This window comes from Phaeodactylibacter xiamenensis, assembly GCF_000759025.1.
Taxonomy (GTDB): domain Bacteria; phylum Bacteroidota; class Bacteroidia; order Chitinophagales; family Saprospiraceae; genus Phaeodactylibacter; species Phaeodactylibacter xiamenensis.
Genome location: NZ_JPOS01000010.1, coordinates 192,712 through 205,026 on the forward strand (window position 1 = coordinate 192,712; position 12,315 = coordinate 205,026).

Here is a 12,315-nt window from a genome sequence, read left to right on the forward strand (position 1 = left end):
CACCACACCATCGGGTACCTGCCACTCTTAAAGCAAAAGCTTGTTGCGTTACTTTTATTTCACCAGCTCAAACTTATATTGAACGGTCTTCATGAGGGGAGTGCCGTTTTCATCAGACTCCGCCAGGAAAATATCAATATCGATGACTTCAGATTCGTCTTTTTCCGAGCTATCAAAAATGATCTCGAGCCGGCCTTTCTCACCAGGCTCAAAGGTTTCACCAGTGAGGTCATTGACCACTTTGGTGCAGTCGCAGGCAGAGATCAGATCAATAGTAAAAGGCGCATCACCAGCGTTGTAGAATACAAAAGTGTACTCTTTTTGCTCGCCTTTGCGTACCTGACCGAAATCCACAAACTCCTTCACAAACTTCATCTCAGGCTTGCCGCCAGGCAAACTGCCGCGGTCCGGTGCTTCCTTGGTAGTTTCTTTCTTCTGTATCCGCTTAATTGTAATGAAGGTCGGGCCTTCCAGAATTTTAAACTCGGTACGACGGTTTAATTCATACGCTCTTTCCTTTTGCTCTTGGGTTTCCAAAGCATCAATGAACTCCGGAGTCAGCACATCCCCTTCGTTCAGGAAATCGGCTAAGGCAGCGGCTCGTGCGTTAACGGTTTGTGGTTGGCTCTCGCCATAGCCTTTGGCCACGATACGGTCGCGGTCTATCCCTTCACGGACCAGCCAGCGGCGGGCAGATTCAGCACGGCGCTGGGAAAGGTCTTTGTTGTAATCGTCCCCCCCCTGACTGTCTGTATGAGAACTCAGCTCAATGACCATTTCCGGATAGTCATTCAGAATTTCAAGAACAGCGCGCAGGTCGCTTTCCGCCTCCTCCCGAATCCGGTCACTATCAAAGTCGTACAGAATGTTCTCCAAAACAATGGGCTCATTGATATCGAGTGTGTCGAATTCAGGCTCCGGCGGAGGCACAGGCTTAGGCTCCAGGTAGAAGCGGTGCTCCAGTGAAGTGGATTCTTTAACGCCAACCGTATTCAGCGTCACCGTATCCGGATAGTAATCAGGGTGGGTGCCGATCAGCATATAGGGGGTCTCCAAAGCCAGGTCAAAACCTACGACATTACTTTTATCGCCGGAGTTTTGAGCATTTGGGGTGCCCATCTTATCGTTTGTCGTGGGGACCAGGTAGACGGTGCTACTTGTCAGCGGTTTTTTATCCGCCGTAAATGTGCCAACCATCAGGTCGACCACAATACGGGCAATATTTACCGTGTAGATATCGTCACAGCAGGTACGGCCATAAGCGGAACGTCCGCCGGCACGGTTGGAGGTCAGTACACCAAAGTAGCCTTCTTCATCCAGCGTGAAGCCATAGTCGTCTACGCTTGTATTGTAGCCACGGCCCATATTCAGGACCGGGCTCCACTTCTCCCCATCCCATGTGGAGTAGAAATGATCAAACCCGCCCAGGCCAGGGTGGCCGGTGGAGGCAAAGTAGAGGGTCCCTTCCCGGTAGTAAGGTGTTTCTTCATCGCCAGGAGTATTGATGACATCCCCCATGTTGACCGGGGCGCTGTATTCGCCTTCGCCAATGAGGGTAGCGTAGTACAGGTCAAAGCCACCGTAGCCGCCTTCCATATCAGAAGCAAAGAAAAGGACACGCTTGCCGTAAAGTTCTCCCGGTGTAGGGTGCTTTGCAATGTAATCGCCGTTCACACCTTTCAGTTCCTGTGCGCCTGACCAGGAGTCGCCTCCGCCTTTGCTAAAGTAGATTTTACTTTCGGAGACGGTGTTGCCCTGCAGCTTGGCACGGGTGAAGTACATGGTGCTGCCGTCCGGGGACAGGCGTACGTTGCTGTTGTGGAAACCGGGGCGGTTGATTTCGCCACCCAGTTCCTGAGGCTTCGACCAATCAGTATCATCCAGGGTAGAGCGGTAAATCATGGCGTAGGTCTCTTCCATGTTCTCCTCATCCACGTAGATGACATCATCTGCATCAAAAGTGGCGAAGTAAATTTCCTTACCATTGCTGCTTAGGGTTGGCGTGTATTCAGACACCTTGTCGTTAAGGTCACGGCCCGCATTTTCCACCGTCACGCCTTTAAGGTTTTGGGGAAGCTCCAGGGCCAGCTCAGCGCCGGAGATTTCGTTCTTTGCCAGAGTTTCCAGGCTATCTCCGGGATTAGATGCGAGGAACAGCTGAAATTCCTCAATTGCTTCTGTATATTTTTCGTTCATCTTCAGCAACTGCCCGTAGGTATAGCGGTACTTAGTGAATTCCTCTTCCTTGTCACGGCGCAGCAAACGGCTGAACCAACGCTCTGCCGAGCGGTAGTCGCGCACCTTGAACTGCAGGATGGCAATCGTATCAATCAGTGCACGCTCATCACTGTCCTCATAGGCATCCTCGTAGTATTCCAGCGCATTCACGTAGTCCAGGTTCGCCCAGGACTTGCGGGCTGCGATGAGGTTCTGTTCTACAGATGATTTGGTCAGGGGCTGGGCCTGCAGCACTTGAAGGCCAGAAAAAAGAATCAGCCCGAGAATTAAATATGCGTTTTTCATAGACTTTCCGGATAGTTTGTCCAATTGCTTTTTGTTTGGTAAACGCTAAAGCCGGTTGCAGCTTTTTTAATAAAACGTTAAATGATATTAGAATTTCGGGCAAAGGATCGCCGGCTTGATTTCCGGTTCTTTGTAAATCTTGAAGATGTAGAAGGCTGCAATTTCAAATGCGCCCTGAAAGTCTGTCGCAGTACGGTATGCAGACACGTTCAGGTCGAATGCAGCAGCAACCCGCAGGTCTTTGTAGTCCAGCCCGGCGAGGATTTTCGCAGCATCACCGACCCGGTAGCCTAAGCCCATGTGGACTTTGATCTGATCCTCTGGCTTAAGGTCGTACCCAGCCCAGGCCTGCAGGTTGATCTCATGCTGTCCGCGCATCGTTTGCCACATTACGGTAGGGGCTGCGGACCATTTATTATTCAAAGCCCATTCATAGCGGGCGTGAGTGGTAATCAGCATAGGCTGGCGGTCGCTGCTTTCGGTATTGTTGTTGCCAGGAGTAGGGTTGGGAATAGGCCCAGTGCCACCGCCGCCACCGCCGCCAAAAGTATAGTCTGGTACATTGAGGTGCCCAAAGGCGACCCCTGCTTCGAAGTTGTCGAAATCATCAATTTTCTGTTTGAACAGCAGGCCGGCACGGATATCGAGGTAAGAGTTGGATATGTCGTTGTCGTTGGCATTCATATTGCCGCCGGTTCCTGTACTGCCACCAGTGCCGATTGCAGGGTCTTCAATCCCATCATCATATGACATGAATTCGCCTTCACCTGCATCCCAGTTAGAACCCAAAAGGATATCACTGGACCGCAAACTCCGCGTAATACTACCAATTTGCACACCGAGCGTCAGCACAGACGCTCCTTTCTTATCCAGCCCCAGGTGGTAAGCACCAGACAAACCATTGGAGCGGGTCGTAAAGCGGATTGAGCCGGAACGGTCCTGCAAAATATAGGCGCCTACGCCCACCCAGTCCTGATCACGGAACCCCCGGATGATGGGAGCGTCAACATAACCACCAGGCGTGTTGTACCCCCGGTCGCCGACAGCCCACCACTGCCCGCGGTAAATGCCCCCCACGCGCACCGTGCCCAGAAAGGCACCCGTATTCGCCGGGTTGAGCGACAGCGGAGACATGTTGAACAAAGTATAGTGTAGGTCTTGTGCTTGCAAACTTCCGAGAACGGCAAAGAATAGAAAGAAGTGTAGAGTTCTGACTAGCTTCATAGAGTATTAGTGTTTTTAGAACGTCGCACCATCGGGTGTACCTTCAGCATCTGGGAATACGGAGCCCGTTTTTGGTCAATTTTGAGGCCCTGTGCCCGCCTGTGCTGCCTGAAGGGCAGTACAAACTTGCACTCAAAGACCGAAAGATAATTGATTTCTGGAACAAATTGATAAAATCCCCGGCAAGATAGGTGTTAAGGAGCGTTACTTAGCTCTTAACCCGCATGGATTTGACCGGATATAAGACATTACGCCATTTTTTCCAGGCCCTTCTGCACAGCCTGCAGCGGAAGGTCTTCCATACAGCGGAAGTGCCCTTTGGGGCAGCGTTGATAGCCGATTTTGGAGCAGGGGCGGCACTTTAGGCCTTCGACCTGTACCGTGGTGTTGTGCCCCTCCCCTTCCGGGAAAAAGGGGTACATCCCAAATTCGGGGATGGTGTTGCCCCAAATCGAAACAATGGGCTTGCGAAAAGCCGCAGCGATGTGCATCAGGCCGGTGTCGTGGGTAATGACCCGGCTGGCCTGCTGCACTACGGAGGCGGATTGGTTGAGGTTGAATTTGCCACAGGTGTTGAGCACATGCCCGCCACCAGCATCTGCGATGGCTTGCCCCTCCTCAGCCTCAGCCGGGCCGCCGAGCAAAACGACCGGCCCGGTGAGCATTTGACAAAGCTCAATGAGCCGATGAGTGGGCAGCCGCTTGGTGTTATGGGCAGCGCCAATGACAAGAGCGGTGTAAGCCGGGGCATCAGCTACCGGCCCCAGGACGTTGGTGGAAAGCAGTGCGCCCATCGCCACTTCGTCTTCCTCCGGTATGAAATAATCCAAGCCCTGACCATCGTAGGCCGCCCCCAGAGGCGCCGCTGTAGCCATGTAACGGTGTACGATATGCGTGTCCGGAAGGCGGTCGACCTTCAGGTTGACGATCAGCCACTTTTCCAGATTGATTTTATCGAATGTGTAGGCTTTGGCCCGGAGTGCCCATTTGACCTCCCGGCTGCGAAGGTTGTGGTGAAGGTCGAGGACATAGTCATAGTTTTCGGCCTGTAGTTCTGCTTTGACCTCGCTCACCTTTTTATCAATGGTGTAAACCTTGTCCACATACGGATTGTGCGCCAGTATACCCCGGAAGGAACGCTTGGTCAGGTAATGCACCTCGGCATTCAGCTGCTGCTTCACCGCCCGTATCACCGGCGTGGTCAGCACAATATCCCCAATGGAAGAAAAACGGACGATCAGTACTTTCATCGGGACAAAGTTAGGTTTTCCGTTTCGATCAGGGAAACCTGTTCCATTTGCCCGGCCTCAAACAGGGAGTCAAACACGGCGACCTCCATGCTGTGGGGCACCGGTTTGTAGTTGCGGTAGTCGGCAACACGCAGCCCTTCCACCATGCGGATATTGTAGGCTTCCCGGAAACGGGCACCCCCTCCATTCACCTGATAGTTGTAGGCGAGGTAGTCCATCGTATGCCGGTCGCGGTGAAACCAATAGATGTACTCATCCTGATAATCTTCGCCTCCCCCTTCGGCCCGGAAAGTGACTCTGATTTTGTGGTAAGGCTCGTTCTTGAGGGTTGCCGTGCCCAGGTATTCAGTTTGCACGGCCGGGTCGTTCAGCGCATAGGGCAACAGCGCGAAGTAAAGCACAGAGTTGACCGAGCCCGCGTAAGCAGCGCTGTCTTTGGCAGAAAGCGGCACCCGTTCGCCGTTGATTTCCCGGTAGAGCCCATCGTTGGTGAGCACATCCCGGTAGGCGGTGCCGGTGGTATCGGCCCACTGCCGTTCGTACTGAAAGCGACCGCCGGAGCGCTGACTGACGTAATGCCGCCCCCGGAAATCAAAGGTGATGGTGCTGCTGTCCACCCTACTGCTGCCGTGAGCGGTGCGGGCTTGGTTGATGAGGGTGGTGGGGTTGGGAGCATCATTGGCATCAGGCTGATTGGGCGTGGGGCTACAGCCTGCTATTCCCAAAAACAAAAAAAAGTATAGCCAGATTAGTCGCATAGTAAAGGGCTTGGGTTCAGGGAAAAGAACACCGTGAAACCGCGGAAGTATTATTGCCCTTCGATAATTTTTTGAGATGGGTAGAAGTTTCCGATTAGATGCTTATCATCTTCCTTTGCTTCTGCCCTGCACCCATCACCGGCAAAACCCAAACAGCCATAGCGGTATGCGGCTATCCTCTCCCGTTTCAATGCCATCGAGCGCCAGGTAAGCATTTGGGACCTCCCGGATTTGAGACTTCCTTTTTCCAGCGCCGCCCACTTCCAGGGTCACCGTATCGTCTATGAGGAAATCCCCGCGCTTAGGCAAAGACAAATGATGCCTGCCCTGAAGCTGCGTAAAGAGAAAAGTTTCGCGCAAGCTTCCCGGATCCACCTGCGGTGCAATAGCGTAGGCGATGTTCGTATTTTGCAGGAATATTTTTTCCGGCTTCTGCAGGGTACTGATGCTGTGTCCGGCAGGATAAAGCGTATTAATAAGGCGGGCTCTTTGCAAATGATGCAGGTATTGCACCAGCGTATTACGGTGCACGCCTATTTTATCGCTTAACTTAGAAACGTTGGGCTTGAATGGCACATTGGATGCCAAAATGTAAAACAACTGATAAATTTTCCGGGCATTCCGGGGGTCGTAGCCGGGTATGAAATCGAGATCACTTTCAATGACGAGCCGAACAGACTGCTCCAGCCTTTCCTTATAAAAGGCCTCCCCTTCCAGAAAGAATGGATAATAACCATACTCCAGATATCCCCCAAAATATTCAAAGGGTGGTGTGCGCTTTACAATCTCAGCAGCCAGCTCACGGTGATGCTGCAACAAATCCTTCAGGTCAATGATCCCGTACTTTTCGCCTGCCTTTAGCTGCAAATACTCGCGAAAGGACAAGCCATGCAGCTCATAAAGCAGGGCACGGCGGCTTAGATCGACCTCTTGTTTCAATAATTCCACAATGGAAGAACCGGTAAACACAATGCGCAGCTCCGGATAAGTATCATACAGGTTCTTAATTTCCCGCGCCCATGAGGGGTATTTGTGCACCTCATCCAGGTACAATACCCGCCCGCCTGTCTTAAAAAAGGTATCCGCCAGGTCGGCCAACCGGTTGTCTGTGAAGTAGATATCGTCCAAGGTAGCATAAAGGGCCGTCCGGTCCATACCGTGCGCCATCTTCATACGCTGCAAAAGCAGGGTGGTCTTCCCCACACCTCTTGCACCAAGCAGTGAAATCAAACGCCAATCCCATTTGATTTCGCGAAGCAAGTCCCGCTGAAAATCCAGCTGTACACTACCCAGTAATCGATCTGACTTTTCTCTAAGTCTGTCCATTTTGCTGTATTAAAACAGCAAAAATACATAAAAGTACTGTTTCATTTCAGCAAAAACGAACAAAAGTGCTGTTTCGATTCAGCACTTTTGCACATTTTAACGACTCAACAGCCCCTCAAAGCCCTACTCTGACTCCAGCTCCTGCGACCACAGCTCCTCGCCGGCCGTATTATACACAGTGATCGTCAGCTTGCGCTCCTTGCGAGGGCCTTCGAAGCGCAAGATGCCAAAGTTGCGCTCGGTCACCAGGGTGCCTTCCACGCGGAGTTTGTTTTCCTCTTCCACATTGCGGGCTGCTCCGGAGGTCAGGGGAGAGACCGTGATATCCGCCACTCGGTAGCCGGCGCTGTTGCGGTATTGGCTCATTTCGGTATGATGGCGGTCGCCGGTCAGGAAGACGACGTTACGGATGCCTTCTTCTGCAATGCGGCGCAGCAGGTAGGCGCGTTCTTCAGCATGATGATGGCTGTAGTTCTCGTGCACGGCAGCGGTATTCAGCACCTGCCCGCCAATGCAAACCAGCTTGAAGGGCGCACGGCTTTTCACCAGGGCGTCGATTAGCCATTCCAGTTGCTCCTCCCCCATGATGGTGGCCTTGCCGGACTTACGGTAATTCGGGCTTCGGAAGTAGCGGTCGTCCAGCAGAAAGAAGTCCATATCGTGGTACTGAAAGTAGGAGGTGATACCGCCGTCCGTGTCCGGCAGCCCGTAGGAAGGATTGCCCCAAAATAACTTGAAGGCCTCCAGGGTTTTGTCTTTGTGGATGAAGCTGCGGTCAGAATCATTAGGCCCAAAGTCGTGGTCATCCCAAATGGCATAATGATGCGTAGACGCCAGCAGGGGCTGCAGCTCAGGCAGGCTGCGGGTATGGGTATGCCGGTGGAAAATGCCGGTCATGGTGTACCAGTCTGCTTCCCGCAGATAGGTGTTGTCGCCCAGCCACACCATGGCATCCGGGCGCTTCTCGTGGATGGCCTCGAAAATCTCATAGTCGCCTCCGTAGCCATTGCCTGGCCGGTCGTAGCGTGGTTCATTGACGTAAAAGCAGCTGCCTATAGCCACATCAAAGGCAAGCGGGTCAGTGCGGTACTGCCACAGTGGTTGGGCAGAAAAGGTCAGCGGGTAAGGGCGGCGCACCGTCTTGCCATTGATTTTTAGCTCGTACTCGTAGTCTATCCCCGGCTCTACCTCATCAGCAATGAGGCGGGCGGTGAAGGCTTCGGCAGCGTTGGTTTGATAAGTAGCGGTATTGTGCCGGTCTTTGGCATCTTCCGCAGGCCAGTAGTCAAATTGCACCTCTGCTGCTTCGGTGGTCTGCACCCAAAGCAGGACTTCCTTCATTTCATTATAGCCCAGCATGGGGCCGGATTGAAGCAGCTCCGCCTGCGCAAGGGCGGTCAGGGCGGTGCTCAGCAGCAGGAAAATGGCAAGGAGTGTATTCTTCATTTTTCTTTTTGCGCAAAAATAGCAGATTGCAGGTAAATGGGGTGTTAATTCCTGCAAGAAGGAAGCCATGCCGCTCGTGGTTACCTAGGTTTTGACTATATTTATAGCCCTGTATTTCAATATCAACAAATAGGCACAATGAAAAGTATAGACCTTGGCTTGCCACAAACCGCGCAATTCCGTTTTATTTCCAATTACTGCACTTTACTCCTTCTCGTGGGGCTTATGAGCCTGCCCGCCGTTGGCACTGCCCAATCCTCCGGCCTGGTTTGGCTGGACGGTGATGCCCTGAGTTACACCCCCTTTGCGATGGAGGGACAAACCGATGCGGTGAATATTATCCCGGACTTTTCTCATGCCGGCTACAAGGGGGGTGGTGTGGCCCTGCCTGAGGTCCCGGTGGTCATTACCCTGTCGCCCTCGGGCGAAGACGATGATACACAAGCTATTCAGGGCGCCATTGATGAGGTGGAGGCCATGGAGCCGGACAGTAATGGTTTTCGGGGTGCGGTCCTCCTGCTGTCGGGCTGCTATGAGGTAGATCAATTGTTTATTGAGGAGAGCGGCGTCGTGCTCCGTGGAGAGGGGCAAGGCCTGGACGGCACCGTTTTGCACGCCAATTTGCCCGTACAGCACGATTTCATCACCATCCGGGGCACGGGCAGCGGCTTTGACCGGATTAGTGCCACCCGTCAGGACATTACCACTCCGTATGTACCACTGGGGGCTTACCATTTTGAAGTCGAGGATGCCTCGGCTTATGCTGTGGGCGACACCATTGCCCTAAGGCGAACGCCCAACCCATTCTGGATCGAAGACATCGGTATGGAAGAAATTGGCTGGACGACCTCCTCCTACTCGATTTTCCACGAGCGGGTCATCACCGGGATTACCGGAAATACCCTTACCATTAATATCCCTATCGTTGATGTGATTGAAGAACAGTACGGGGGCGGAGAAATCTACAAAGCCTCCGTGCCGGGGCGCATCAGGCAGTGTGGAGTGGAAAACCTGAGAATACGGTCTTACTATGCGCCCGACAACCCCTACGATGAGGACCATGCCTGGATTGGGGTAAAGCTCGAGCGGGTAACCGATTCCTGGGTCAAAAATGTTACCGGGCAGTTTTTGGGCTACGGTACCGTCTCAATAACCAGCGAATCCAACTTCAATACCATTCAGGATTGTGCCTGTATAGAACCCAGGTCGGAAATCAGCGGTGGGCGGCGGTACGCTTTCAACATCGGCGACGGGCTGGGAAATCTGTTCCAGCGCAACTACACCATGCAGGGGCGGCATGATTTTGTGACCGGCTCCCGGGTGACTGGCCCTAACGTATTCCTGGACAACTACAGCACCGAGACCTATAGCGATATTGGGCCGCACCACCGCTGGGCTACCGGGCTGCTGTTTGATAATGTCCGGGGCGGTGCCATACGCGTGCAAAACCGGGGCACCTCCGGCACTGGCCATGGCTGGGCGGGGAATACCACGATGTTCTGGAATGTCCTTTCCTACACCGAAGAAGTGAAGGTGGAAAGCCCGCCCGGTGGCAAAAACTGGGGCATAGGCTGCCGGGGGCTCGAACAAAGCGGGGATGGGTACTGGGAACATTGGAACAACCCGGTGCTGCCCAGAAGCCTGTACCTGCAACAACTCGAAGACCGGCTGGGAACAGAGGCCGTGGAAAACATTACCACCCCGGCGCAACGCAACGGCGACCTCTACGCCATGCTCGAAAACTGGGCCGGCGGCGGCGGGTTCGAACAGCCGGACTACGATGCAGCCCTCTACATCAGCGAAGATGCCTACGTCCGGGGAGATCAGCATTCCGATACCAATTTTGGGGCAGAAGACTACCTCGTCATCAAAAACAACGGAGAGGGGCACAGGAATGACCGGCGCACCTTCCTCAAGTTCGACCTTAGCAGCCTGCCTACGCCGGTTTATGATGTAAGGCTGCGGCTCAATGTAGCGAACGATGCGCCCGGCCCCACCCTGGATGCCCTGCATTATGTACCCGACGACAGCTGGACCGAAGGAACGATTACCTACAATAACCAACCGGCAGTGGGCACCTTTATTGACACCATGCCGGTCCCACCCCACGGTGCCTGGGTCGAATACGACATTACCGACCTGGTGAATACCGAAATCGCCGGCGATGGCCTACTCAGTCTGCGCCTTACCTCATTCTTTGAAGGGGCGACCCTTCATGCCTATTCCGCAAAGGAAGAAAGCGGCCAAACTGACGAGCCACACCTGGCTTATAACCTTACGCCCGGCGGGACGCCCGCCATCGACTACTGTGCGGAGACACCTGTGCATACAAAGGATGATTTTGAGGAAGTGCCAAGCCCGCAACACGGTTTCATGCTCTCCCCTAACCCGGTCCGGAACCAGCTGCGGGTGTTCTTTGATGCCCCGTCACCGGCTGTCGAGGTCCATATTTTCCGTATGACCGGCGAGCTGGTCCGTACGGTGGTAAAAAATCCGGGTATCTCTGGCTTACAACTCCCTGTGGCGGATTTGCCTAATGGTATTTACCTGTTAAGGGCCGGCCGGGAAACGCAGAAATTTATTAAGTATTAATAATTGAAGTAAAGTATCACGCTAAGTCAGGCCGCGATTCCAAAATCGCCGCCTGAATCACCACAAATTCTCGTTTCAGGTGTTTCACGTTCAAGTGAAAAACAGCAAACCCTCATGCCCAATTCCGTTTCCCTCAGCACGCCCCTCACCTTCCCCTGCGGCAAAACCATGAAAAACCGGTTTATGCTGGCCCCCATGACTAACAAACAAAGCCACGAAGACGGTACGCTATCCGACGATGAATACCACTGGCTGACGATGCGTGCCAAAGGGCAGTTTGGGCTGGTGATGACCTGTGCTTCCAATGTACAGCCTGATGGAAAATGCTGGCCCGGGCAATTAGGCATCTACCATGACAAGCACCTGGAAGGCCACCAACGGCTGGCTGCGGGCATACAGGCGCACGGCAGCCTGGCCGTCGTCCAACTCCACCATGGCGGGATGCGCTGCCCGGCCGAACTAATTGGAGACGCACCGGTCGCCCCATCTGATAGCCCGGAGGAAAGTGCCCGGGGACTGAGCCTCCACGAAGTGGAACAACTCCGCGACGACTTCATCGCAGCCGCCCGCCGCGCACAACAGGCCGGGTACGATGGCGTGGAAGTCCACGGAGCTCATGGTTATATCCTCACCCAGTTCCTTAGTCCGGAACACAACCGGCGGCAAGACCACTACGGTGGCGATTTAGACAACCGCGCCCGCCTACTCTTTGAGATTGTACAGGGGATAAGAGCAGCCTGCGGAAAAGGCTTCCTGCTGGGGGTACGGCTTTCGCCCGAGCGCTTCGGCATGGAGCCCACTGAGGTCAAAACACTCAGTCAGCAACTGATCGATAGCGGCGCTATTGATTTTCTGGACCTTTCGCTCTGGGATGTCTTCAAGCCCAGTGAATTTTCAGGACAGTCCCTCCTCGCCTACTTCGCCGATCTCGACCGCCGGTCCGTACGCCTCACCGCCGCCGGCAAAATCCACGGCGCCCGGGAAGCCCGCCAAACCCTGGAGGCTGGAATGGACTTTGTTGCCATCGGCAAGTCAGCCATTCTCCACCACGACTTCCCGGCGCAGGTCCTCCGCAACCCGGATTTCCGGCCTGTTTCTACGCCGGTAAGCAAAGCCCACCTCGAGCGGGAAGGGCTGGGGCCGGCGTTTATTGATTATATGGAGCGATGGGAGGGGTTTGTGGAAGGGTAAATGTC

At 53.9% G+C, this 12,315-nt stretch carries 8 protein-coding genes; 2 read left to right on the forward strand and 6 right to left on the reverse strand.

What is annotated here, in order from left to right; all coding sequences use genetic code 11:
• Positions 1 to 54: 54 nt before the first annotated feature.
• From IX84_RS03215 to IX84_RS03240, 6 genes are all read right to left on the reverse strand, one after another.
• Positions 55 to 2,523, reverse strand: a complete 2,469-nt coding sequence (locus tag IX84_RS03215; protein WP_044216481.1) for an OmpA family protein — start codon at positions 2,521 to 2,523, stop codon at positions 55 to 57.
• Positions 2,524 to 2,610: 87 nt separating this feature from the next.
• Entirely contained in the window at positions 2,611 to 3,747 is a 1,137-nt protein-coding gene (locus IX84_RS30625) for a PorP/SprF family type IX secretion system membrane protein (RefSeq protein ID WP_052515729.1), read from the reverse strand.
• A gap of 248 nt (positions 3,748 to 3,995) precedes the next feature.
• The gene (locus tag IX84_RS03225; protein ID WP_044216483.1) at positions 3,996 to 4,997 is read right to left on the reverse strand and encodes a glycosyltransferase family 9 protein; all 1,002 of its coding nucleotides are present in this window, start codon (positions 4,995 to 4,997) and stop codon (positions 3,996 to 3,998) included.
• Complete coding sequence (locus tag IX84_RS03230; protein ID WP_044216488.1) at positions 4,994 to 5,755, reverse strand: DUF6503 family protein; 762 nt, start codon at positions 5,753 to 5,755, stop codon at positions 4,994 to 4,996. Before IX84_RS03230 ends, IX84_RS03225 begins: the two co-directional genes overlap by 4 nt.
• A gap of 135 nt (positions 5,756 to 5,890) precedes the next feature.
• Entirely contained in the window at positions 5,891 to 7,081 is a 1,191-nt protein-coding gene (locus IX84_RS03235) for an ATP-binding protein (protein ID WP_044216489.1), read from the reverse strand.
• A 123-nt stretch (positions 7,082 to 7,204) separates the two neighbouring features.
• A complete protein-coding gene (locus tag IX84_RS03240) occupies positions 7,205 to 8,527 on the reverse strand; it encodes an alkaline phosphatase D family protein (protein ID WP_044216491.1) in 1,323 nt (440 codons plus the stop codon).
• 138 nt (positions 8,528 to 8,665) lie between these two features.
• Here IX84_RS03240 and IX84_RS30630 point away from each other — a divergent pair, with 138 nt between their 5' ends.
• Complete coding sequence (locus tag IX84_RS30630) at positions 8,666 to 11,119, forward strand: CBM96 family carbohydrate-binding protein (protein WP_052515731.1); 2,454 nt, start codon at positions 8,666 to 8,668, stop codon at positions 11,117 to 11,119.
• 114 nt (positions 11,120 to 11,233) lie between these two features.
• On the forward strand, positions 11,234 to 12,310 hold the full coding sequence (locus IX84_RS03250; RefSeq protein ID WP_044216492.1) for an NADH:flavin oxidoreductase: 1,077 nt from the start codon (positions 11,234 to 11,236) through the stop codon (positions 12,308 to 12,310).
• Positions 12,311 to 12,315 lie beyond the last annotated feature (5 nt).

Coding starts and splice junctions, on each gene's coding strand:
- IX84_RS03215 (WP_044216481.1), bottom strand. CDS start 2,523: ATGAAAAACGCATATTTAATTCTCGGGCTGATTCTTTTTTCTGGCCTT.
- IX84_RS30625 (WP_052515729.1), bottom strand. CDS start 3,747: ATGAAGCTAGTCAGAACTCTACACTTCTTTCTATTCTTTGCCGTTCTC.
- IX84_RS03225 (WP_044216483.1), bottom strand. CDS start 4,997: ATGAAAGTACTGATCGTCCGTTTTTCTTCCATTGGGGATATTGTGCTG.
- IX84_RS03230 (WP_044216488.1), bottom strand. CDS start 5,755: ATGCGACTAATCTGGCTATACTTTTTTTTGTTTTTGGGAATAGCAGGC.
- IX84_RS03235 (WP_044216489.1), bottom strand. CDS start 7,081: ATGGACAGACTTAGAGAAAAGTCAGATCGATTACTGGGTAGTGTACAG.
- IX84_RS03240 (WP_044216491.1), bottom strand. CDS start 8,527: ATGAAGAATACACTCCTTGCCATTTTCCTGCTGCTGAGCACCGCCCTG.
- IX84_RS30630 (WP_052515731.1), top strand. CDS start 8,666: ATGAAAAGTATAGACCTTGGCTTGCCACAAACCGCGCAATTCCGTTTT.
- IX84_RS03250 (WP_044216492.1), top strand. CDS start 11,234: ATGCCCAATTCCGTTTCCCTCAGCACGCCCCTCACCTTCCCCTGCGGC.